This window comes from Pseudomonas sp. LBUM1657 (assembly GCF_059716075.1).
The window spans coordinates 1,235,133-1,258,779 of record NZ_CP166799.1; the positions used below are offsets into that span (position 1 = coordinate 1,235,133).

At 60.3% G+C, this 23,647-nt stretch carries 22 protein-coding genes; 19 read left to right on the forward strand and 3 right to left on the reverse strand.

The window, feature by feature from the left end; translation table 11 throughout:
- Positions 1-127 precede the first annotated feature (127 nt).
- The 14 genes from ACA055_RS05520 (at position 128) to ACA055_RS05585 (ending at position 15,653) form a co-directional block, all read left to right on the forward strand.
- Positions 128-1,750, forward strand: a complete 1,623-nt coding sequence (locus ACA055_RS05520; RefSeq protein WP_497682716.1) for a methyl-accepting chemotaxis protein — start codon at positions 128-130, stop codon at positions 1,748-1,750.
- Complete coding sequence (locus ACA055_RS05525; RefSeq protein WP_497682717.1) at positions 1,750-2,286, forward strand: chemotaxis protein CheW; 537 nt, start codon at positions 1,750-1,752, stop codon at positions 2,284-2,286. The genes ACA055_RS05520 and ACA055_RS05525 overlap by 1 nt, the downstream gene beginning before the upstream one ends.
- Positions 2,283-3,548, forward strand: coding sequence for a CheR family methyltransferase (locus ACA055_RS05530; RefSeq protein ID WP_497682718.1), 1,266 nt, complete (start codon positions 2,283-2,285; stop codon positions 3,546-3,548). Before ACA055_RS05525 ends, ACA055_RS05530 begins: the two co-directional genes overlap by 4 nt.
- Positions 3,545-4,228, forward strand: a complete 684-nt coding sequence (locus ACA055_RS05535; RefSeq protein WP_497682719.1) for a chemotaxis protein CheW — start codon at positions 3,545-3,547, stop codon at positions 4,226-4,228. Before ACA055_RS05530 ends, ACA055_RS05535 begins: the two co-directional genes overlap by 4 nt.
- Positions 4,225-6,522 (forward strand): hybrid sensor histidine kinase/response regulator, encoded by a 2,298-nt coding sequence (locus tag ACA055_RS05540; RefSeq protein ID WP_497682720.1) that lies wholly within the window; start codon positions 4,225-4,227, stop codon positions 6,520-6,522. The genes ACA055_RS05535 and ACA055_RS05540 overlap by 4 nt, the downstream gene beginning before the upstream one ends.
- Complete coding sequence (locus tag ACA055_RS05545) at positions 6,519-7,529, forward strand: chemotaxis response regulator protein-glutamate methylesterase (protein WP_497682721.1); 1,011 nt, start codon at positions 6,519-6,521, stop codon at positions 7,527-7,529. Before ACA055_RS05540 ends, ACA055_RS05545 begins: the two co-directional genes overlap by 4 nt.
- A 49-nt stretch (positions 7,530-7,578) precedes the next feature.
- The gene (locus ACA055_RS05550; protein WP_497682722.1) at positions 7,579-8,580 is read left to right on the forward strand and encodes a diguanylate cyclase domain-containing protein; all 1,002 of its coding nucleotides are present in this window, start codon (positions 7,579-7,581) and stop codon (positions 8,578-8,580) included.
- A 139-nt stretch (positions 8,581-8,719) separates the two neighbouring features.
- Positions 8,720-9,815 (forward strand): peptide chain release factor 2 gene (gene prfB / locus ACA055_RS05555; protein WP_401360828.1). Its coding sequence is split into 2 segments (ribosomal slippage): positions 8,720-8,791 and positions 8,793-9,815, totalling 1,095 coding nucleotides; the frame shifts between segments, so codons are not numbered across the junction.
- A gap of 112 nt (positions 9,816-9,927) precedes the next feature.
- A complete protein-coding gene (lysS, locus tag ACA055_RS05560) occupies positions 9,928-11,430 on the forward strand; it encodes a lysine--tRNA ligase (protein ID WP_497682723.1) in 1,503 nt (500 codons plus the stop codon).
- A gap of 102 nt (positions 11,431-11,532) precedes the next feature.
- A complete protein-coding gene (locus ACA055_RS05565) occupies positions 11,533-12,249 on the forward strand; it encodes a TetR/AcrR family transcriptional regulator (protein WP_497682724.1) in 717 nt (238 codons plus the stop codon).
- A gap of 148 nt (positions 12,250-12,397) precedes the next feature.
- Entirely contained in the window at positions 12,398-12,952 is a 555-nt protein-coding gene (locus ACA055_RS05570; protein ID WP_497682725.1) for a hypothetical protein, read from the forward strand.
- A 36-nt stretch (positions 12,953-12,988) separates the two neighbouring features.
- Positions 12,989-14,266, forward strand: a complete 1,278-nt coding sequence (locus ACA055_RS05575) for a flavohemoglobin expression-modulating QEGLA motif protein (RefSeq protein ID WP_497682726.1) — start codon at positions 12,989-12,991, stop codon at positions 14,264-14,266.
- 146 nt (positions 14,267-14,412) lie between these two features.
- Positions 14,413-15,327, forward strand: coding sequence for an alpha/beta hydrolase (locus tag ACA055_RS05580; protein WP_497682727.1), 915 nt, complete (start codon positions 14,413-14,415; stop codon positions 15,325-15,327).
- Positions 15,324-15,653: a PA3694 family proteiin gene (locus ACA055_RS05585; RefSeq protein ID WP_497682728.1), complete on the forward strand. Its 330-nt coding sequence runs from the start codon at positions 15,324-15,326 to the stop codon at positions 15,651-15,653. The genes ACA055_RS05580 and ACA055_RS05585 overlap by 4 nt, the downstream gene beginning before the upstream one ends.
- Before the next feature lie 177 nt (positions 15,654-15,830).
- Here ACA055_RS05585 and lptF read toward each other — a convergent pair whose 3' ends face one another.
- The 3 genes from lptF to ACA055_RS05600 all read right to left on the reverse strand — a co-directional run bounded on the left by lptF (position 15,831) and on the right by ACA055_RS05600 (position 17,701).
- Entirely contained in the window at positions 15,831-16,619 is a 789-nt protein-coding gene (gene lptF / locus ACA055_RS05590; RefSeq protein ID WP_497684363.1) for a lipotoxin F family OmpA-related lipoprotein LptF, read from the reverse strand.
- 49 nt (positions 16,620-16,668) lie between these two features.
- A complete protein-coding gene (locus tag ACA055_RS05595; RefSeq protein WP_010462902.1) occupies positions 16,669-17,082 on the reverse strand; it encodes a DUF4398 domain-containing protein in 414 nt (137 codons plus the stop codon).
- 274 nt (positions 17,083-17,356) lie between these two features.
- A complete protein-coding gene (locus ACA055_RS05600; RefSeq protein WP_497682729.1) occupies positions 17,357-17,701 on the reverse strand; it encodes a pilin assembly protein in 345 nt (114 codons plus the stop codon).
- Positions 17,702-17,902: 201 nt separating this feature from the next.
- On the opposite strand from ACA055_RS05600, the gene ppc reads away from it, so the two are divergent.
- The 5 genes from ppc (at position 17,903) to ACA055_RS05625 (ending at position 23,625) form a co-directional block, all read left to right on the forward strand.
- On the forward strand, positions 17,903-20,533 hold the full coding sequence (ppc, locus tag ACA055_RS05605) for a phosphoenolpyruvate carboxylase (RefSeq protein WP_497682730.1): 2,631 nt from the start codon (positions 17,903-17,905) through the stop codon (positions 20,531-20,533).
- A 289-nt stretch (positions 20,534-20,822) separates the two neighbouring features.
- Positions 20,823-21,473 (forward strand): adenylate kinase, encoded by a 651-nt coding sequence (adk, locus tag ACA055_RS05610; protein WP_497682731.1) that lies wholly within the window; start codon positions 20,823-20,825, stop codon positions 21,471-21,473.
- A 94-nt stretch (positions 21,474-21,567) separates the two neighbouring features.
- Positions 21,568-22,242, forward strand: coding sequence for a tRNA (adenosine(37)-N6)-threonylcarbamoyltransferase complex dimerization subunit type 1 TsaB (gene tsaB, locus ACA055_RS05615; RefSeq protein ID WP_497682732.1), 675 nt, complete (start codon positions 21,568-21,570; stop codon positions 22,240-22,242).
- Between the two features lie 217 nt (positions 22,243-22,459).
- Positions 22,460-22,765: a hypothetical protein gene (locus tag ACA055_RS05620; protein WP_497682733.1), complete on the forward strand. Its 306-nt coding sequence runs from the start codon at positions 22,460-22,462 to the stop codon at positions 22,763-22,765.
- Positions 22,765-23,625, forward strand: coding sequence for a DUF72 domain-containing protein (locus tag ACA055_RS05625; protein WP_497682734.1), 861 nt, complete (start codon positions 22,765-22,767; stop codon positions 23,623-23,625). The genes ACA055_RS05620 and ACA055_RS05625 overlap by 1 nt, the downstream gene beginning before the upstream one ends.
- The last annotated feature ends 22 nt before the right edge of the window (positions 23,626-23,647 follow it).

Consider the following 23,647-nt stretch of genomic DNA (forward strand, 5'->3'; position numbering starts at 1 on the left):
TCCCCACCCCAGAGCCAATCCCCGCTATTTCTGCCTAATGCGAGAACGAGTGCGCAACCCTTTCTAGATGCAATCGCACCCTCGGCTATACTCCGCAGCATTCGAAATGCCCCCCCGAGGACTGACTGTGAAGAACTGGACGTTGCGCCAACGGATCTTGGCGAGCTTTGCGGTAATAATCGCCATCATGTTGCTGATGGTCGTCATCTCCTACTCCCGGCTGTTGAAGATCGAAACCAGCGAAGCCAGCGTTCGTGAAGACGCGCTTCCCGGGTTGTATTACAGCTCGATGATTCGCGGGGCCTGGGTCGACAGTTACCTTCAGACCCAGGAAATGCTTGGCTTCAGGGAAGGGCAGGGCATCAGCGCTGAAGATGCCGCCGATTTCAAAACCTTCGATGCGCGTCTGCACGAGCAGGTCAATAACTATCTCGGCACCGTCACCACGGATGAAGACAAGATCGAGTACGCTGCCTTCGAAAAACTCCATGAGGATTACGACAAGGTCCTGACCGCTGTACTCGACTTGCATCAGCGCAATCAGGAAGTCGAAGCCATCAAGTTGTTCAATGAACAATTGACCCCGGCCTGGACCGCGGGGCGCATGAAACTCAATGACATCATCCGCGAAAACAAAGCGGTGGCAGACGAGGATATTGCGGCCATCGATGACGCCGTGATCACCGCGAAAGTCATCATGGGCATTTCCCTGTTGGTCGCGGTAGTGGCCGCCGGCCTCTGCGGTCTGCTGTTGATGCGCGCGATCATGGCGCCGATGAACCGAATCGTCGAAATTCTCGAAATCATGCGCACCGGCGACCTCAGCCGTCGCCTGGATCTCGCCCGCAAGGACGAATTCGGCGCCGTGGAAAACGGCTTCAACGACATGATGACCGAGCTGACCTCCCTGGTGTCCCAGGCCCAGCGCTCGTCGGTGCAGGTCACCACCTCGGTCACCGAAATCGCCGCCACGTCCAAGCAGCAACAGGCCACCGCCACTGAAACCGCTGCGACCACCACGGAAATCGGCGCGACGTCCCGTGAAATCGCGGCCACTTCCCGGGATCTGGTGCGCACCATGACCGAAGTCTCCACCGCTGCCGATCAGGCCTCGGTGGCGGCTGGTTCTGGGCAGCAGGGCCTGGCGCGCATGGAAGAGACCATGCACTCGGTGATGGGCGCGGCCGATCTGGTCAACGCGAAACTGGCGATCCTCAATGAGAAGGCCGGCAACATCAACCAGGTGGTGGTGACCATCGTCAAGGTTGCCGACCAGACCAATCTGCTGTCCCTCAACGCGGCCATCGAGGCTGAAAAGGCCGGTGAATACGGTCGCGGGTTTGCCGTGGTCGCCACCGAAGTGCGGCGTCTGGCGGACCAGACGGCCGTCGCCACGTATGACATCGAGCAGATGGTGCGCGAGATCCAGTCGGCGGTGTCGGCCGGGGTCATGGGCATGGACAAATTCTCCGAAGAAGTGCGCCGTGGCATGTCCGAGGTGCAGCAGGTGGGCGAGCAGCTGTCGCAGATCATCCATCAGGTTCAGGCGCTGGCGCCGCGGGTGTTGATGGTCAACGAAGGCATGCAGGCCCAGGCCACCGGTGCCGAACAGATCAACCACGCGCTGGTGCAGTTGGGTGATGCCAGCAGCCAGACCGTCGAATCCCTGCGTCAGGCCAGTTTCGCCATTGACGAACTGAGCCAGGTGGCCGTGGGGCTGCGTGGCGGTGTCTCGCGATTCAAAGTCTGATGAGCGAACTCACGGCCAAACGCACCGCCGTGAAGCCGGCGTTGCAAGCGTTGTTTCTGGTGTTTCGCATCGGCAGCGAGCGCTATGCCTTGCAGGCTATCGAGGTGGCGGAAGTATTGCCGCGTCTGCCGTTGAAACCGATTCCCCGCGCGCCGGACTGGGTCGCCGGGGTGTTCGCCTATCGCGGCGTGGTGGTGCCGGTGATCGACCTCAGCGCGCTGACCTTCGGCCAACCGGCCCAGGCCCGCACCAGTACGCGATTGGTGCTGGTTCATTACCGTGCGGATGAAACCGCTGAGGCGCAGTTGCTCGGGCTGATTCTGGAGCAGGCCACCGATACCTTGCGTTGTAATCCTGCGGACTTTCAGCCTTACGGCCTGGACAATCGCCAGGCGCCGTATCTCGGCCCGGTGCGCGAGGACGCTCAGGGTCTGCTGCAATGGGTGCGGGTCGCCGACTTGCTCGACGAACAGGTTCGTACGCTGTTGTTTCCATCGCCGCCGATGAATCTGGCGCTGCTTGAGGTGCCATCATGAGCAGCGATCAGCGGTTTTTCGATTTCCTCAAGGAGCGCATCGGCCTCGACGTGACCTCGGTGGGACCTGCGATCATCGAGCGCGCGGTGCGCCAGCGCAGCACGGCGTCCAAGGCGTCGACGGCCGATGAGTATTGGCACACGTTGCAGGGCTCGCGGGACGAGCAGCAGGCGTTGATCGAAGCAGTGATCGTTCCCGAGACCTGGTTCTTCCGTTATCCGGAATCCTTCGCCACCCTGGCGAAACTGGCCACCCGGCGTCTTACTGAAATCAACAACATGCGCGCCCTGCGCATTCTCAGCCTGCCGTGTTCCACCGGCGAAGAACCCTATTCAATCGCCATGGCGCTGCTCGACGCCGGTTTCAAGCCGCACCAGTTCAAGGTCGAAGGCATGGACGTCAGCCCGCTGTCGGTGGAAAAAGCCAGGCGCGCGGTGTACGGCAAAAACTCCTTTCGCGGTCAGGACATCGAGTTTCGCGAGCGGCATTTCACCGCCGAAAGCGAGGGCTATCGCCTCAGTGGGCAAGTGCTTGAACAAGTGCGTTTGCAGGTCGGCAATCTGCTGGATCCGGCGTTGCTGGCCAATGAGGCGCCTTATGATTTCGTGTTTTGCCGCAACCTGCTGATCTACTTCGACCTGCCGACGCAACAGCAAGTCTTCGAAGTGCTCAAGCGGCTGACCCATGTCGACGGCGTGCTGTTTATCGGCCCGGCGGAGGGCAGTCTGCTAGGGCGCTTCGGCATGCGTTCAATTGGCATCCCGCAGTCGTTTGCCTTCAGTCGTCAAAGTACGCCTGAACCGATTCCGACCTTCGTTCCGCCGCCGCTGCCGGTGCGCCAACCAGTGCGCAGCGTGTCACCGCCAGCCGTTCGCAGCCGTCCCTTCACAACGGTAGCGCCGCTTCCTGTCGTGAAAACAACCGCCAACCCGGACGCTGCCACGTTGCTGGCAAACATCGCCGCGCTGGCCAACGAAGGCAAAAGCGCAGAGGCCCGGGCGGCGTGCGAAAACTATTTGCGCAGTCACGAGCCGGTGGCCCAGGTGTTTTATTGGTTGGGGCTGCTCAGCGATGTTGCGGGCAGCGCCCTCGAAGCCCAGGGGTTCTATCGCAAGGCGTTGTACCTCGAACCGCAACATCCCGACGCGCTGATGCACCTGGCTGCCTTGCTGCAATCCCAGGGCGACACGGCGGGTGCCAGACGATTGCAGGAGCGTGCCGCCCGCAGCGACCGTGCCGCTGACAGTGAGCGCAAACGATGAACGCCTCCGACACCTTTAGCCTGACCCATGAAGATGCACAGGCCATCGACGACTGCTGGAACCGTATCGGTATCCACGGCGACAAGTCCTGCCCGTTGCTGATCGAGCACATTCATTGCCGCAATTGCGCGGTGTATTCAGCGGCCGCTACGCGTTTGCTTGATCGTTACGCGTTGCAACAGGAAGACCGAGGGCAAGTCTCTGTCGCGGTGGAGAGCGAGGTGAAAACCCGTTCGCTGCTGATGTTCCGTCTCGGTGAGGAATGGCTGGGACTGGCCACCCGCAGTCTGGTGGAAGTAGCACCGCTGCAAGCGATTCATTCCCTGCCGCACCAGCGCTCCCAGGCTTTGCTCGGCGTGGCGAATGTGCGCGGTGCATTGGTGGCGTGCCTGTCTTTGGTCGAGTTGCTGGGGTTGGACGGCACCAGCAGCGTAGCGACCGGCGCGCGGGTCATGCCGCGCATGCTGATCATCGCCGCCCACGGCGGGCCAGTGGTGGTGCCGGTGGATGAAGTGGACGGGATTCACGCCATCGACGAACGCATCCTTGAGGCGGCGTCCCGCTCTGGTAGCCAGGCCAGCGCCAAATACACCCGTGGCATATTGCAATTCAAAGGTCGCAGCCTGCGTTGGCTGGATGAAGAACAGCTGCTGTCCGCCGTGACCCGGAGCCTCACATGACCCCCGAGCAAATGCGCGACGCCTCTTTGCTGGAGCTGTTCAGCCTGGAAGCCGAGGCCCAGACCCAAGTGCTGAGCGCGGGGCTTTTGGCGCTGGAGCGCGACCCGACCCAGGCCGATCACCTCGAGTCGTGCATGCGCGCGGCGCACTCGCTCAAGGGTGCGGCGCGGATTGTCGGCGTGGATGCCGGTGTCAGCGTCGCCCATGTCATGGAAGATTGCCTGGTCAGTGCCCAGGAAGGGCGCGTGTACCTGCGACCCGAGCATATCGATGCCTTGCTGCAAGGCACCGATCTGCTGATGCGCATTGCGACGCCGGATAACAATCCTGAGCCTGCGGATATCGAGGCGTATGTAGCGCTGATGACGCGGTTGCTGGATCCGTTGGCCCTGGCCGTGCCGATCAGCACACCAATCGCGCCGTTTATGTCCGAGCCTGAACTCGAAGCGCCCGCGCCAATGGTCGAAGTGCCAACCCCGATTGTCGAGCCACTTCCCGCGGCGCCGGCCGGGTCACCGAAAAAGACCAGCCGCACCACCGAAAGCGGTGAGCGGGTGCTGCGGGTCACCGCCGAGCGCTTGAACAGCCTGCTCGACCTGTCGAGCAAATCCCTGGTGGAAACCCTGCGGCTCAAACCGCACCTGGCCACGATGCAGCGCCTCAAGCGCATGCAGAACAACAGCCTGCGGGCGCTGGAAAACCTCAACGTCCATCTCAAGGAACAGGCCCTGAGTCTGGAAGCCCGGGAGGCCCTCGACGATGCCCGCAGGCTTCTGGCCGAGTCCCAGCAACTGTTGGTGGAAAAAAACGCCGAGCTGGACGAATTCGCCTGGCAGGCCAGTCAACGGGCGCAAGTGTTGTACGACACGGCGCTGGCCTGTCGCATGCGACCGTTTGCCGATGTGTTGACCGGGCAGGAGCGCATGGTCCGCGACCTCGGCCGCAGCCTCGGCAAACAGGTGCGGCTGGAGCTCGAGGGCGAGAAAACCCAGGTTGACCGCGACGTACTGGAAAAACTCGAAGCGCCGCTGACGCACCTGCTGCGCAACGCCGTCGACCACGGCATCGAATCCCCGGAACTACGGCTGTTGGCCGGCAAACCGGCTGAGGGCTTGATCCGTTTGCGTGCGTCTCATCAGGCCGGTTTGCTGGTGCTGGAACTGAGCGATGACGGCAATGGCGTCGATCTGGAGAAGGTTCGCCGCAGCATCATCGAACGGCAATTGTCGCCAGCCGAAACCGCTGCGCAGTTGAGCGAAGAAGAATTGCTGACCTTCTTGTTCCTGCCCGGCTTCAGCCTGCGCGACAAGGTCACCGAAGTCTCTGGACGCGGGGTCGGTCTTGACGCGGTTCAGCACATGGTTCGGCAGGTGCGTGGCGCGGTGGTGCTGGAGCAGACGGCGGGCGAGGGCAGTCGCTTCCACCTCGAGGTGCCGTTGACCCTGTCGGTGGTGCGCAGTCTGGTGGTGGCCGTCGGCGACGAAGCCTATGCCTTTCCGCTGGCCCACATTGAGCGGATGTGCGATCTGGAGCCAGCGGACATCGTTCAGGTCGAAGGCCGCCAGCACTTCTGGTACGAGGGCCGGCACGTCGGGCTGGTCGCGGCCAGTCAACTATTGCAGCGTCCGGCGAGCCAGAGCAGTCAGCAAACCCTCAAAGTCGTGGTAATCCGTGAGCGCGATGCGATCTACGGCGTGGCGGTGGAGCGATTTATCGGCGAGCGGACGTTGGTGGTGTTGCCGCTGGACGAACGTCTGGGCAAGGTGCAGGACATTTCCGCCGGGGCATTGCTCGACGATGGTTCGGTGGTGCTGATCGTCGACGTCGAAGACATGCTGCGTTCAGTGGATAAACTGCTGAACACCGGGCGCCTGGAACGCATCGCACGGCAGGGCAGCCAGGTGGTTGAAGCCGCTCGCAAACGGATCCTGGTGGTCGACGATTCCCTGACCGTGCGCGAACTGCAACGCAAACTGCTGCTCAATCGCGGCTATGACGTCGCGGTGGCGGTGGACGGCATGGATGGCTGGAACGCCCTGCGTTCGGAGGATTTCGATCTGCTGATCACCGACATTGATATGCCGCGCATGGACGGCATCGAACTGGTGTCTTTATTGCGCCGGGACAATCGCCTGCAATCGCTTCCGGTTATGGTGGTGTCCTACAAGGATCGTGAAGAAGACCGTCGTCGTGGACTGGACGCCGGAGCCGACTATTATCTAGCCAAAGCCAGTTTTCATGACGATGCCCTGCTCGATGCAGTGGTTGAGCTCATCGGGGGAGCGCGGGCATGAAAATCGCAATCGTCAACGACATGCCCATGGCGGTGGAGGCCCTGCGCCGCGCCCTGGCGTTCGAGCCGGCGCACGAGGTGGTCTGGGTCGCCAGCAACGGGGCCGAGGCCGTGCAACGTTGCGCCGAAAACACCCCGGATCTGATCCTGATGGACTTGATCATGCCGGTAATGGATGGCGTCGAGGCGACCCGGCGGATCATGGCCGAAACCCCGTGCGCCATTGTGATCGTCACCGTCGACCGACAGCAGAACGTGCATCGGGTGTTCGAAGCCATGGGATATGGTGCGCTGGATGTAGTCGACACGCCGGCCCTCGGTGCCGGCAATGCCCAAGAGGCTGCGGCGCCGCTGCTGCGCAAGATCCTCAACATCGGTTGGCTGATCGGCGACAAGGGCAATCAGGTGCGATCGGCACCGAGCCCGCTGCGCCATTCGGGCTCGCGCCAGCACCTGATTGCCATTGGTTCATCCGCTGGCGGGCCGGCGGCACTGGAAGTCTTGCTCAAAGGCCTTCCCCGGGATTTTTCGCCCGCCATCGTGCTGGTGCAGCATGTGGACCAGGTGTTCGCCGCCGGTATGGCCGAATGGCTGAGCAGCGCCAGCGGCCTGCACGTGCGCCTGGCCCAGGAAGGCGAACCGCCGCAAAGCGGTACGGTGTTGCTGGCCGGCACCAATCACCATATTCGCTTGTTGAAAAACGGCACGCTGGCCTACACCGCCGAACCGGTCAACGAGATCTACCGGCCCTCGATCGATGTGTTTTTCGAGAGCGTGGCCAGTTATTGGAACGGCGATGCGGTGGGTGTTTTGCTCACTGGCATGGGGCGCGATGGTGCACAGGGGCTTAAACTCATGCGCCAACAGGGCTACCTGACTATCGCTCAGGACCAACACAGCAGTGCGGTGTACGGCATGCCGAAGGCGGCTGCGGCCATCGATGCAGCGGTGGAAATTCGCCCGTTGGAAAAGATAGCGCCACGATTGCTGGAGATTTTCACCAAATGATGACTTTTAACAGCAGTCCTGGCCCAAGGCAGTATTCAGGTGACCGCACATGAATGATTTACAGCTCGATGACTTCAAGACCGACGAAAACGCCGCCATGGTGTTGTTGGTGGACGATCAGGCGATGATCGGCGAGGCCGTGCGGCGCGGGTTGTCGAATGAAGACAATATCGACTTCCACTTCTGCGCGGACCCGCACCAGGCCATCGCCCAGGCGATTCGCATCAAGCCAACGGTGATCCTGCAGGACCTGGTCATGCCCGGACTCGACGGCCTGAGCCTGGTGCGCGAATACCGTAATCACCCGGCGACCAAGGATATTCCGATCATCGTCCTGTCGACCAAGGAAGACCCGCTGATCAAGAGCGCGGCGTTTGCGGCCGGAGCCAACGATTACCTGGTCAAGCTGCCGGACAACATCGAACTGGTGGCGCGCATCCGCTATCACTCGCGTTCCTACATGACGTTGCTGCAGCGTGACGCGGCATATCGGGCCTTGCGGGTCAGCCAGCAGCAGTTGCTCGACACCAATCTGGTGCTGCAACGCTTGATGAACTCCGACGGCCTGACCGGGTTGTCGAACCGCCGGCATTTCGATGAATACCTGGAGCTGGAATGGCGGCGCTCGCTGCGCGACCAGACCCAACTGTCGCTATTGATGATCGATGTGGACTACTTCAAATCCTACAACGACAGCTTCGGCCACCTCGAAGGCGATGAAGCCCTGCGCAAAGTCGCGACAGCGATCCGGGACGCCAGCGCCCGGCCGTCGGACCTGCCGGCCCGTTACGGCGGTGAAGAGTTCGTGCTGGTTTTGCCCAACACCTCGCCGGGCGGGGCCCGACTGGTGGCGGAAAAACTGCGCCAGACCGTGGCCGCGCTGAAGATTCCGCACATTTTCCCGGCCGAAGGTTCGAGCCTGACCATCAGCATCGGCCTGTCGACCATGATCCCGCAGGCGGGCAGTGATTGTCGGCAATTGATCTCGGCGGCGGACAAGGGGCTGTATCTGGCGAAGAACAATGGGCGCAATCAGGTGGGGATCGAGTGACGCGCAGCCGCTACAAGCGTGATTCCAGGCTTGGCGACTAAAACCATTCGCCGCTAAAGCCGCCAGGCGGGCTGCCGCGGCAGCCTGATTACGTTATACTCGCCGGCTTTCAAAAGTTCGCCAACGAGTGCTGCCCGCCATGGAAATCAACCCGATCCTTAACAGTATCAAGGACCTGTCCGAGCGCTCCGAAACTATTCGGGGGTATCTTTGACTACGATCAAAAGCATGAGCGTCTGACTGAAGTCAATCGCGAGCTTGAAGATCCGAATGTCTGGAACAACCCGTCGTACGCTCAGGAACTGGGCCGCGAGCGGTCGCTGCTGGCTCAGATCGTCGAAACGCTCGACGAAATGCACACCGGCCTGGCCGATGCCAAAGAACTGCTGCTGATGTCCGCCGAAGAAGAAGACCAGGCCGCCGTCGACGACGTCGCGACCGAAGTCGAGCGTTTGCGCGAATCCCTGGAAAAACTCGAATTCCGTCGCATGTTCAGCGGTGAGATGGACGCCAACAACGCCTACCTGGACATCCAGGCCGGCTCCGGCGGTACCGAGGCTCAAGACTGGGCCAACATCCTGCTGCGCATGTACCTGCGCTGGGCTGATAAACGCGGTTTTGACGCGACCATCATGGAACTGTCGGCCGGTGAAGTCGCCGGGATCAAGGGCGCCACTGTCCACATCAAGGGCGAATACGCCTTTGGCTGGCTGCGTACCGAAATCGGCGTGCACCGCTTGGTGCGCAAGAGCCCGTACGACTCCGGCAACCGTCGCCACACCTCGTTCTCGGCCGTGTTCGTATCGCCGGAAATCGATGACAACATCGAAATCGACATCAACCCGTCGGACCTGCGCATCGACACCTACCGCTCCTCCGGCGCCGGTGGTCAGCACGTAAACACCACCGACTCGGCCGTACGTATCACGCACGTACCGACCAACACCGTGGTCAGCTGCCAGAACGAACGTTCCCAGCACGCCAACAAAGACACCGCGATGAAAATGTTGCGGGCGCGCTTGTACGAGCAGGAAGTGCAGAAACGCAACGCCGCTTCCCAAGCCCTGGAAGACACCAAGTCGGACATCGGCTGGGGTCACCAGATTCGCTCCTACGTACTCGATGCGTCGCGAATCAAGGATTTGCGCACTAACATCGAACGCAGTGACTGCGACAAGGTGCTGGACGGCGACATCGACGAATACCTGGTAGCCAGCCTGAAACAAGGGCTCTAAGGCACGCGCTACAGGATCTGCGGACTCACCGCGATCCTGTAGGAGCGAGGCTTGCCCGCGAACCCCGGCAGACAGCCGGGGGCAACGAACCTGTGATGGAATTTTTAAAGACATGAGCGACCTAGAACTCGACCCGCAAGCCCTGCAACAGGAAGAAAACTCCCTGATCGCCCTGCGCAAGGAAAAGCTGGCTGCCGAGCGCGCCAAGGGCCAGGCCTTCCCCAACGACTTCCGCCGCGACGCTTACTGCGAAGACTTGCAGAAACAGTACGCGGACAAGACCAAGGAAGAGCTGGCAGAGGCTGCAATCCCGGTCAAGGTTGCCGGTCGTCTCATGCTCAACCGTGGCTCGTTCATGGTGATCCAGGACATGTCCGGGCGCATTCAGGTCTACGTCAACCGTAAAACCCTGTCCGAAGAAACCCTGGCCGCGGTGAAAACCTGGGACCTGGGCGACATCATTGCCGCCGAAGGCACCCTGGCCCGTTCCGGCAAGGGCGACCTGTACGTCGAAATGACCAGCGTGCGTCTGCTGACCAAATCCCTGCGCCCGCTGCCGGACAAGCACCACGGCCTGTCCGATACCGAGCAACGCTATCGCCAGCGTTACGTCGACCTGATCGTCAACGAAGACGTGCGCCAGACGTTCCGCGTGCGTTCGCAAGTGATTGCGCACATTCGCAGCTTCCTGATGCAGCGTGACTTCCTGGAAGTCGAAACGCCGATGCTGCAAACCATTCCGGGTGGTGCGGCGGCCAAGCCGTTCGAGACTCACCACAACGCACTGGACATGGAAATGTTCCTGCGTATCGCGCCGGAGCTGTACCTCAAGCGCCTCGTTGTGGGCGGTTTCGAGAAAGTCTTCGAGATCAACCGCAACTTCCGTAACGAAGGCGTTTCGACCCGTCACAACCCTGAATTCACCATGTTGGAGTTCTACCAGGCCTACGCCGACTACGAAGACAACATGGACCTGACCGAAGAACTGTTCCGCGAACTGGCTCAACTGGTTCTGGGCAGCACCGACGTGCCGTACGGCGACAAGGTGTTCCACTTCGGTGAGCCGTTCGTGCGTCTGTCGGTGTTCGACTCGATCCTCAAGTACAACCCTGAGTTGACCGCTGACGACCTGACCGACATCGACAAGGCGCGGGCCATCGCCAAGAAGGCCGGCGCCAAGGTGCTGGGCTTCGAAGGTCTGGGCAAGCTGCAGGTGATGATTTTCGAGGAACTGGTCGAGCACAAGCTGGAGCAGCCGCACTTCATCACCCAGTACCCGTTCGAAGTGTCGCCGCTGGCCCGTCGCAACGACGAGAACCCGAACGTCACTGACCGCTTCGAGCTGTTCATCGGCGGCCGTGAAATCGCCAACGCCTACTCCGAGTTGAACGACGCGGAAGACCAGGCCGAGCGCTTCATGGCGCAGGTGGCCGACAAGGACGCCGGCGACGACGAAGCCATGCACTACGACGCTGACTTTGTTCGCGCCCTGGAGTACGGCATGCCGCCAACGGCGGGTGAAGGGATCGGCATCGACCGTCTGGTGATGCTGTTGACCAACTCACCGTCGATCCGCGACGTGATCCTGTTCCCGCACATGCGGCCGCAAGCGTAAGTGTTTCAATTAAAAAGCCGCCTAAAACAGGCGGCTTTTTATTGCCTGTCTGGTACAAACGTATCAATTGGTTACTTTTGAAGTAAGAGAGGAATACCTGTCGTGAACCGTGCAATGGCTCAAGAAGGTGCAGCGGGCGTCGCCACTGCGGTCGCTGAAAGTGTTCAGTACCAGGGCCGTAAGGCCAGCCGACAGGGCAGCGAGCAACGTCGACAGGACATTCTCGATGCCGCGATGCGCATTGTCGTGCGCGATGGCGTGCGGGCCGTGCGTCACCGAGCGGTGGCCGCCGAGGCCGGTGTGCCACTGTCGGCCACCACTTACTATTTCAAGGACATCGATGACCTGCTCACCGATACCTTCGCTCAATACGTGGAACGCAGTGCGGCCTTCATGGCCAAGTTGTGGGCCAGCAATGAAGGCTTGCTGCGCGAGATGGTTGCCTATGGCGATGGCAGTCCGGAGTCTCGTTCACAACTGGCCGACGACATTGCCCGGCTGACGTCCGACTATGTACACCGTCAGTTGCAGACCCGTCGCGAGCATTTGATGGCCGAGCAGGCGTTCCGTCAGGAGGCGCTGTTGAACCCGCGTCTGGCCGAGCTGGTACGCTCGCATCAGCAAATTCTCCTACAGGGTACTTGCCAGTTTTTCCAGGTATTGGGTTCCCGTGAGCCACAACAGGATGCCAAAGTGTTGACGGCGATTATCGGACGGATGGAATATCAGGGCCTGCTCAACGACGCCGAGCCTGTCGCCGAAGAGGAAATGCTCGGCATCCTCACGCGGTACATGCATCTGGTATTGGCGTCGGTGTAATCCTCGGGGTTGGACGCTCAACCCCTGTGGGAGCGGGCTTGCTCGCGAAGACGGTGTGTCAGTCGACATTAATGTTGAATGTTGTCCCGCTTTCGCGAGCAAGTCTGCTCCCACATTAGATCGACACATGTTCCAAAGGGAGTGTTGAATGAAAGCCTGGCGTGTCGTTGTGATCGCCTTGTCGTTCCTGCTGCTCAGTGGCTGTCTGGTGACCTTCAAGGAGCCGCTGCCCGCCAGCGACCCTGCGCCAAAAGGGTTGCTCGGCAAATGGACCAGCACCAACGCCTGGGGCGAGCCGATGAACCTTGAACTCAAGCGCATCGGTGACAATCGCTATCAGGCGGTCAGCTACTTCAAGGCCAGGCCCAAGGAGCGCGAGGCCTATCCGTTCACGGTGTCGCGCCATGGCAGTCGCTGGTACTTGTCGGCGAAGGTGCCGGCGCAATTCGGCGGGCATTTCATCATCGCCGGTTTCGAACTCAACGATAAGCATGAACTGGTGGTCTACAACCTTGACCTCGAGCAGATCAAACAGGCCCAGGGGCAAAAAGTCCTGAGTGGCGAAGGTTTCCAGACTGACGACGGCGACGGCGTGCTGATCAACAACAGCATGGACCAGGTGTTCGTCTACCTCGACGATCCGGCCAATTCCGATGTATTCGTCGAAGCAGTGCGCTATCAGCGCCTGGCCAAAGCCAAATAAACCCAGCACGTAACGGTTTTTCTACAGGAGTTTCGGGTGGACGATTACCAGCAGTCGATACGCATATTGTCCGATCGGATTGTGCTGGCGCAGACGCCGATTCGCGTCCTCGATGCGGTCAAATGGGACGACAGCATTCGCAAGGGTTTCCTCAAGGCCAAGGGCAAGGAAATGCCGGCGGTGGATCGCGATTACTACCTGAACCGGCCGCTGGCCTTCGACTCCAGCAAAGTGAAACTGGAATTCCAGAACATCGAGCGCGACATCACCCGTCAGCTCGGCCAGTTCAACCCGGTCGGCCAGATCATGCGGCGCATGTGCAAGGAATATCGCATGGTGGTGCGCATGCTTGAAGCGCGCGGCACTGAGGATTTCGGCCTGATTTCCCAGGAGTTGTACGGTGCCGCCTCCGATGCGTTCCACGCTGGCGACCCGACCCTGTCCGACCTGGGCCTGATGCTTTCCGATTACCTGAATAACATTGATGGCCGTGGCGATTTGAAGGACGAGCCGAAAATTCTCACCGCCAAGGAAGCCGTCAGCCTGCTGCAACACCGGCTGAACAAGGTGTTTGGCGAGGCCGAGGAAACCATTCGGGTGTTCGAGTCCGATGGGATCGTCGCCGATGCGGCGGCTGGTGCCGACTACATCAAGATCCGCGCTGACGCGATGTTCAACGACCGTGACGTGCGCGCCCTGGAAGTCCATGAAGGCCTGGTGCATGTCGGCACCACGCTCAACGGTCTGAACCAGCCGATCTGCACCTTCCTTTCCAAAGGTCCGCCATCGTCGACGGTGACTCAGGAAGGCCTGGCGATCCTGATGGAAATCATCACGTTCGCCTCCTACCCGAGCCGTCTGCGCAAACTGACCAACCGCACCCGCGCCATTCACATGGTGGAGGAGGGCGCCGACTTCCTGCAGATCTTCGATTTCTTCCGCGAACAGGGCTTCGAAATGGCGGAAAGCTATGGCAACGCCAGTCGGGTTTTCCGTGGCTCGGTGCCGAACGGTCTGCCGTTTACCAAAGACTTGTCCTACCTCAAGGGCTTTATCATGGTTTACAACTACATTCAGTTGGCCGTGCGTAAGGGCAAGCTTGAGCAGATACCGCTGCTGTTTTGCGGCAAGACCACACTGGAAGACATGCGGACATTGCGCCAGTTGGTGGATGAAGGGCTGGTGGTGCCGCCGAAATACCTGCCGGAACAGTTCCGCGACATGAACGCACTGTCGGCGTGGATGTGCTTCTCCAACTTCCTCAACCACCTGAGCCTGGACCGGATCGAAGCGGATTACTCGAATATTTTGTGAGCAGCGAATCCCCTGTGGGAGCGGGCTTACTCGTGAAAGCGGTGTGTCAGACAGCAGAGATGTTGAATGTTAAACCGCTTTCGCGAGCAAGCCCGCTCCCACATTTGGTCCGTATTTCACCCCTTATTAACGCGAGGTTTCAACGGATGAGAATCCTCGGCATCTTGTGCCTTCTCCTGACGCTGAGCGGTTGCAGCTCGCTGCTGTTCTACCCCGAGCCCGGCCAGCTGTTCACCCCGGAAAAAGCCAAACTCGAATACCGCGACGTGACGCTGACCACCGCCGACGGCCTCAAGCTGCACGGCTGGTGGCTGCCGGCCAAGAAAGGCGTCGAGGTCAAAGGCACCGTGCTGCATCTGCACGGCAACGGCGGCAACCTGCCCATGCATCTGGGCGGAAGTTGGTGGTTGCCGGAGGAGGGTTATCAGGTGCTGCTGGTGGACTATCGCGGCTATGGCCTGTCCGAAGGTGAGCCGAGTTTGCCGGCGATCTATCAGGACATCGATGCCGCCTTCAAATGGCTCGATCAGGCACCCGAAGTCAGGGGTAAACCGCTGATCCTGCTGGGCCAGAGCCTTGGCGGTTCGATGGCCGTTCACTACCTGGTTCAACACCCGGAGCGGCAAAAACAACTCAAGGCTTTTGTGCTCGACGGTGTGCCCGCCAGTTATCGCAGTGTCGGCCGCTTCGCGTTGAGCAATTCATGGCTGTTCTGGGCGTTCCAGGTGCCACTATCGTGGCTGGTGCCGGACGGTGACAGCGCGATCAACTCCATGGCGCAGTTGAACGGCGTGCCGAAACTGATCTACCACAGCATCGACGATCCGATCGTGCCCCTTTCCAATGGCATCCGTCTGTATCAAGCTGCGCCGCCGCCGCGGGTGCTGCAATTGACCCGTGGCGGTCATGTGCAAACCTTCGCCGACCCGGTCTGGCGCAAAGTCATGCTGCGCTATCTCGACGACCCGCAGCATTTCAATGGTCTGCGCCGCCTGGGTGAAATCCCCAATTACCCGCCGTCCAAAAATTCTGAAGATGAACCACCAGAGAGTCCGCAATGAGTGAAGAACGTAACGCCATCCCGCTGATCATTACCGGTATTTGCAGCATCCTCGGCACCGTCGCCGCCCTGTGGTGGTACGGCTATCTGCACTTTGCCAAACCCGAAGATGCATTGCTGCTCAGCGAGTTCACCATGCTCAAGACCGTGCCGGGTGAAGACTACAAAGTCTCCCTGGAACCGGCCCCGCAAGTGGCCCAGTGCATCGATGGCGTACTGGTGATGTTCGACACCGAACAGAAAGGCCTGACCGGAGTGTTGGTGAACAACAAGAAAAAAGCCGTGCGCTGCATCGGTCAAGAAACACCGCAGAAGCTGGAGCAATAACTCAATCCTGGCTGCAACAGAGATCAACTGTGGGATCGGGCTTGCTCGCGAAAGCGGCCTGACATTCAACATCTCCATTGATTGACACACCGCTCCCACAGGAGTTGAGTGACACGCCCAATAAAAAAGCCCCACCTGAGTAATCAGGCGGGGCTTTTAAGTGACAGCAGGATCAGTTTAGTTCGAGCTGATCGCCGAACGCGGAATCACCGGCTGGTTGTCGTTGGAAATGGTCACTTCCACCCGACGGTTCATCGCACGACCCGAGACGCTGGAGTTCTCCGCTACCGGATATTCCTTGCCATAACCCTGGGCAACGATGCGCGCTGGATCAACGCCCATTTTCACCAGTGCCATGCGCACGGAGCCGGCACGACGCTCGGACAGCGACTGGTTGTGGCTCGCTGTGCCCGTGCTGTCGGTGTAACCCTCGACGATCGCTTTACGATCCGGGTTTTCCTGGAGGAACTGAGCCAGTTTGTTGATGTTCACCAAACCGCTGGATTTCAGGTCAGCCCTGTCGGTGGCGAACAGCACATCACCGAACGTGACCAGTGTGCCGCGATCGGTTTGCTTGGCGTTCAGGCTGTCCTGCAACTGCTTGATCTGCGCGTCGCGAGCATCCAGGCGCGCCTGGGCACGTTGCGCGGAAGCGTTTTTCAAATTGGCTTCAGCGGTGCGCAGGGCGATGGTCTGCTTCGCCACTTCAACACGCTGGTTGGTCAGGTAAGCCAGTTGATCGACCGTGTTCTGGTCCTCTTTGTCCATGTAGGCCTTATCGGCCTTGTCCAGGTAATCGCTGGCGTCTTTGGTTTCCAGCGCCGCGACTTTGCTGGCTTGCGGGTTGGCCTGCAGGCCGGTGTAGTTGGTGCGGGCCTGTTCCAGGTTCGCGTTCGGTGGGGTGGAGCAAGCCGCCAGTGCAACGCTTGCAGCCAGCAGAGCAGGGATCATCAAATGTTTGCGCATCATGGTTTCGTCCTTTTAGTCGAGTAAGAAGTACGTCGTGCCGCGTCGTTTATTGAACGGTGCGCTGGCTTTCCTGACGCAGTTCCTGAACCCCTTTCTGAGAGTCCTTCACAGCCTGCTCGGCTTTCATCGCCTGAGCTTTACGCTCGGCCACGCGAGCGTCCCATTCAGCCTGTTCGGCCAACACTTTGGCCTCGGCATACTTTTTGTCGTGCATGGCGATTTCGGCTTGTTTGAGCTTGTCCTGGGCGGACTTCATTTCCACTGCGGCGAATTCGGTACCGCCGGCACTGACCGCGCCATTCACGGCGGATTGGGTCACGGCGAATTGCTCGGTCGGCGGGTTACCGGCACAACCGGCTAGAACGAAGCTGCTGCCGATTGCCAGAGCCGCCAGTTTCAGGCTGCGCAGGTGGGTAAACGAGGATTTGGCAGTTCGGGTCTTCATGGTTTTCAACTCCATTGGAATAACTCCTGAAAAACTAAAAATCCATCCTGGGCAAGGAGCCGCAACCGCAAATTTTCGGGGGTGTTTTGAAACGGCCGTCCCAGGCGTGGTTACTGGGTGTGACCCGAGGCTTTTTTCAAAAGTTCAGAGAAGATGGCCCAATGCCCGAAAAAACTTTGATCGAGCGGACAGGGCTCTAAATCGGGAACTTTGGCGATGCAAAGCGGTATCCCCAGCTTTTGATCAGCCTGGGGATACCTGTTTTTGGAAGGGAAAAGACGCGCGAAAATCAGTGTTTTTGCTTGTCGTCCACGGACGACAGATCGTGCAGATGACGACGGGATAACGCCAGAAAACGTGGGGTCGGGCCGATGTCTTCGTACAGCGGATCACCTTCTTCATCGGTAGCCACAATGGTTGTACCTTTCACGTACGGGAAGCTCTTTTCCAACTCTTCTAGAGCGGCGCCGATCAGCTCTCCGAGCAGTTCTTCCGGATGCCGTTTGGGGTACATCTCGACAATCGCCGCCAACCGTGCGGCGGCCTCCATATCCAGATGTATCGAGTAGCCGGTGTCGGTCAGGCGACCCTTGGCGTTTTCTTCCCAATGATGGGCAAGCTCGCGGATTTTCATAGTGACCTCATTACGCTCCTGCTCGTGGCAGGAAAGGTGAATGTCCGGCGTTAGCCGGCAGCAGCCGTTGTACGGCTTACTGTTCAGACTAGCCCCAACGCCCGGGGTTTACCGGCCCTTCGTCGTCTTGCTTGTAAGAACCGGTCTGGCGCGGCACTCTTTAAGTTCTTAGCCGCCCGGATTTTCGCTGGAGAACTGCTGATGACCGATATTGATGCACGCTTGCGCGAGGACGTTCACCTGTTGGGTGAACTGTTGGGCAACACCATTCGTGAACAGTACGGGGACGGCTTTCTCGACAAGATCGAGCAGATCCGCAAGGGCGCCAAGGCCGACCGTCGCGGTTCGATGGACGCCGAGCTGAGCGCCAGCCTCAACCAATTGAGCGAAGACGAGTTGCTACCGGTCGCGCGGGCGTTCAACCAGTTTCTGAACCTGGCCAATATCGCCGAGCAATACCAGCTGATTCACCGTCGCGAAGAGGCGCAACCCGCGCCGTTCGAAGCACGGGTGCTGCCGGAGCTGCTGGCTCGCCTGATCGCCGAAGGGCATGACACCGAGTCCCTTGCCCGGCAATTGGGACGGTTGGAAATCGAACTGGTCTTGACGGCGCACCCGACTGAAGTGGCGCGTCGCACGCTGATCCAGAAGTACGACGCCATCGCCGCACAACTGGCCGCCCAGGATCATCGCGACCTGACCAGCGCCGAGCGCGAGCAGATCCAGGCGAAATTGCAGCGCCTGATCGCCGAAGCCTGGCACACCGAAGAAATCCGCCGTACCCGCCCGACGCCCGTGGACGAAGCCAAATGGGGTTTCGCGGTGATCGAACATTCGCTGTGGCAGGCGATCCCCAACTATTTGCGCAAGGCTGATAAAGCCCTGCATGAGGCCACCGGCCTGCACCTGCCACTGGAGGCGGCACCGATTCGCTTCGCCTCGTGGATGGGCGGCGACCGCGACGGCAACCCGAATGTGACGGCTGCGGTGACGCGTGAAGTCCTGCTGCTGGCGCGCTGGATGGCCGCCGATTTGTACGTGCGCGATGTCGACCATCTGGCGGCAGAATTGTCGATGCAGCAGGCCAGCGACGCGTTGAGGGCCAAGGCCGGGGATAGCGCCGAACCTTATCGCGCGGTGCTCAAACAGTTGCGCGAACGCCTGCGCGCGACCCGTAACTGGGCCCATGCGTCCTTGACCACGGTCACGCCGGCACCGGCTGATGTGCTGCAAAACAACCGCGACCTGCTCGATCCGCTGGAGCTGTGCTACCACTCGCTGCATGAATGCGGCATGGGCGTGATCGCGGACGGACCGCTGCTCGATTGCCTGCGCAGGGCGGTCACGTTCGGGTTGTTCCTGGTGCGTCTCGACGTGCGTCAGGATTCGTCGCGACACTCGTCAGCGATGACCGAAATCACCGATTACCTTGGCCTCGGCCGCTACGAAGACTGGAGCGAGGAAGAGCGCATCGCCTTCCTGATGCGAGAACTGAACAACCGTCGGCCACTGCTGCCGGCGTATTTCAAGCCCTCAGCCGACACCGCCGAAGTGCTGGCGACCTGCCGGGAAATCGCCGCTGCACCGGGGGCTTCACTCGGTTCGTATGTGATTTCCATGGCCGGTGCCGCTTCCGACGTGCTGGCCGTGCAATTGTTGCTCAAAGAGTCCGGCGTGTTGCGGCCGATGCGCGTGGTGCCGCTGTTCGAAACCCTCGCTGACCTGGACAACGCCGGTCCGGTGATCGAAAAACTGTTGCTGCTGCCGGGTTATCGCGCACGCCTGCAAGGGCCGCAGGAAGTGATGATCGGCTATTCCGACTCGGCCAAGGACGCCGGCACCACGGCGGCGGCCTGGGCGCAGTATCGGGCGCAGGAACGCTTGGTCGATATCTGTCGCGAGCAGCAAGTGGAACTGCTGTTATTCCACGGTCGAGGTGGCACCGTGGGCCGTGGCGGCGGCCCGGCGCACGCGGCGATCCTGTCGCAGCCGCCGGGTTCGGTGGCGGGACGTTTCCGTACCACCGAGCAGGGGGAAATGATTCGTTTCAAATTCGGCCTACCGGACATCGCCGAGCAGAATCTCAATCTGTACCTGGCGGCGGTGCTCGAAGCGACGCTGCTGCCACCGCCACCACCGGAGCCTGCGTGGCGGCATTTGATGGACGAATTGGCGGCAGATGGTGTCAGCGCTTACCGCGCCGTAGTGCGGGAAAATCCGCAATTCGTCGAGTATTTCCGCCAGTCCACCCCGGAACAGGAGTTGGGACGCTTGCCACTGGGCAGTCGACCGGCCAAACGCCGTGCCGGTGGGATCGAAAGCCTGCGGGCGATTCCGTGGATCTTCGGTTGGACTCAGACGCGCCTGATGCTGCCGGCCTGGCTTGGCTGGGAAGCGGCCCTGAGCAAGGCGCTGGAGCGCGGCGAAGGCGAGCTGCTGGGGCAGATGCGCGAACAGTGGCCGTTTTTCCGCACGCGCATCGATATGCTGGAAATGGTCCTGGCCAAGGCCGACGCCGATATCGCCCGGTCCTACGACGAACGTCTGGTCGAGCCGGATCTGCTTCCTTTGGGGGCGCATTTACGCGACCTATTGTCGCAGGCGTGCGCGGTGGTCCTGGGGCTGACTGGTCAGTCTCAACTACTGGCACATAGCCCTGCCACCCTTGAATTCATCCGCTTGCGCAACACTTACCTCGACCCTCTTCATCTATTGCAGGCCGAATTGCTGGCACGTTCGCGGCAACAGGATGTTGCACAGGGCAGCCCGGTAGAACAGGCGCTGCTGGTGTCTGTGGCGGGGATTGCCGCCGGTTTGCGAAATACCGGCTAAGGTTTTTGCCGTGGGGATGGGCACTCGATGCGAGCGTCGAGTGCCTGTGGGCGAGGGGGCTAAAAAGTGCTGCCAGGCGACAGTTAATGATGGGGTTGCGACTTGGGGTACCCCGTCACAAGGTCACATGAAGCGCGGGTTTCTCCGACTTTCGGCGGCTTGTGTGGTCCGGGCCTGCTGTGTATCTTGATCAGCCTTTGACCGTTTGGGCGGTCACGACCCTGTTTTTAAGATTGGCCCCACGAGGCGAATCCTTTGTTATCTATATAAAAAATTGAGGAGCACATCGATGCGCGTCATTCTGCTGGGAGCTCCCGGGGCCGGTAAAGGTACTCAGGCTAAGTTCATCACCGAAAAGTTCGGCATCCCGCAAATCTCCACCGGCGACATGCTGCGTGCAGCGGTCAAGGCCGGCACCGAGCTGGGCCTGATCGCCAAGAGCGTCATGGACAGCGGTGGTCTGGTTTCCGATGACCTGATTATCAATCTGGTCAAGGAACGCATCAGCCAGGCCGATTGCGCCAACGGTTTCCTGTTCGACGGTTTCCCGCGCACCATTCCTCAGGCTGAAGCCCTGGTGAAAGCCGGCGTAGAGCTGGATCACGTGGTTGAAATCGCTGTCGACGACGAAGAAATCGTGCAGCGTATCGCCGGTCGTCGTGTTCACGAAGCCAGCGGCCGTGTGTACCACACCGTCTACAACCCACCGAAAATCGCCGGTAAAGACGACATCACCGGTGATGCACTGGTACAGCGCAAGGACGATACCGAAGAAACCGTTCGTCATCGCCTGTCGGTCTACCATTCGCAGACCAAGCCACTGGTGGAGTTCTACCAGAAGCTGTCTGCTGCTACTGACGGCAAGCCGAAGTACAGCCACATTGCTGGCGTCGGTTCGGTTGAAGCGATCACCGGCAAGGTGCTTGAAGCGCTGAGCTGAAAAGACTGATCGGCTTCATCTTCTACGGCCCGCTTGCGGGCCGTAGTTGTTTATACTGGCGCACTTTTTATGACCCTCTCTTACGGAAACATCGATGAGTACCTTGCTGGCCCTGGACACCGCGACTGAAGCTTGCTCCGTTGCCTTGCTGCATGACGGCAAAGTCACGAGCCATTACGAGGTGATCCCGCGCCTGCATGCGCAGAAGCTGCTGCCGATGATCCAGCAATTGCTGGCGGATGCCGGGACCACCCTGCAAGCGGTGGATGCCATCGCGTTCGGCCGTGGGCCGGGTGCGTTCACCGGCGTGCGGATTGCCATCGGCGTGGTGCAGGGGCTGGCGTTTGCACTGGATCGTCCGGTGTTGCCGGTGTCGAACCTGGCCGTGCTGGCGCAGCGGGCATTTCGCGAACACGGCGCAAGCCAGGTCGCGGCCGCCATCGACGCACGGATGGATGAGGTGTACTGGGGTTGCTACCGCGAAACGGCGGGGGAGATGCGGCTGGTCGGCAAAGAAGCCGTGTTGCCACCGGAGTCGGCTGCATTGCCGGCCGATGCCAGCGGCGAGTGGTTCGGCGCGGGCACCGGTTGGGGCTATGCCGAACGCATCGCCGTCAGCTTGACCGGTCAGGACGCGGGGATGTTGCCTCACGCCGAAGACCTGCTGACCCTGGCGCGTTTTGCCTGGGCCCGTGGCGAAGCGATCGTGGCGGATGAGGCGCAGCCGGTTTATTTGCGCGATAAAGTGGCGACGCCGAAAGCGCGTTAAACCGTAGTACGAGTCGCCTTAAGCTCCCACAGGCATTGCGCAAAACCTGTAGGAGCGAGGCTTACCCGCGAAAACGATCTAACAGATATAGCCAATCGTCAGTTTTAACCCCGGCTTTTAAACCTTTTCGCCTTTCTGTGTTCTAGTTATCACTCGGCGGTTTGCGAAGTGGACCATGCGCCACTAAACTGCCATCACTGATACCGAGCATGTACTTATGCGCATAGACGGCCTTTCCTCTCAGTCCTACCCCATCAAGCGCCAGCCTCGCAAAGGCCGTGTGGTTGAGGACGAATCCGTCGATATCGACGGCGAGCTGGAATTTCCCTCCGAAGAGCAACTGGCCGCCCGCGCCGCCAAAGCCTCCGCGCAACGCTTGAGCAATCTCCCCGCCCGTCAACAAGACATGATTTACCACCGCGCCATGAAAAAAAGCGTAGCGATGGCCTTGGCCAGCTACCTGAGCACCGCCGGTTTTGTCGATTGGGATGCGGATGTGCTGGGTCTCGACCTGTACATCTGATGCTGTTGCCTTACTACCTTGGTTGCCCGTCCTGGAGTGAAAATGCCTGGCGCGAGTACCTGTATCCGCAAGACGCCAAACCCGCCGAATTCCTGAATCTGTATTCCCAAGTGTTCAACGCCGTGGAAGGCAATACGACCTTCTACGCGAGCCCGTCTGCCGCCACCGTGCAGCGCTGGGCCGAGACGATGCCCGAACACTTTCGCTTCACCGCCAAGTTCCCCGGCGACATCAGCCACAGCGGGGACCTGCGCGAACAACTGACCGCCGCTGAAACCTTCCTGCAATTGCTCAGCCCCCTTGGCGAACGGGTTTCGCCGCTGTGGCTGCAGTTATCGAAAGGCTTCACGCCGCAACGACTGCCCGAACTGGCGGGTTTCATCGATGCCCTGGAGCGACCGCTGGCAGTAGAAGTGCGCCACAGCGAGTTCTTCGCCAAAGGTGACAGCGAGCGCAGGCTCAATCGTCTGCTGCTGGATCGCGGTGTCGAACGCATCTGTCTTGACCCGCGCGCCTTGTTCAGCTGTACCTCGACCGATCCCTCGGTACTCCACGCCCAATCGAAAAAGCCTAAGGTTCCGCCCCGTCCCGCGGCGTTCACCCAGTTTCCGCAGGTGCGCTTCATCGGCCATCCGCAACTGGAGGCCAACGACCCGTTCCTGGTGCCATGGGTGGAGAAAATCGCCCTGTGGATCGAAGAAGGCCGAACGCCTTACATCTTCCTGCATACCGCTGACAACCTGCTGGCCGCCAGACTGGCGCAACGGTTTCACGCAAAACTGATGCTGCGTTTGCCTGGCCTGCCGCCGCTGCCTGAGCTATACAGAGAGCCCGCCGCCGAGCAACTTGGTTTGCTCTGAAGCGGCTTCGTTGCCCTTTTCA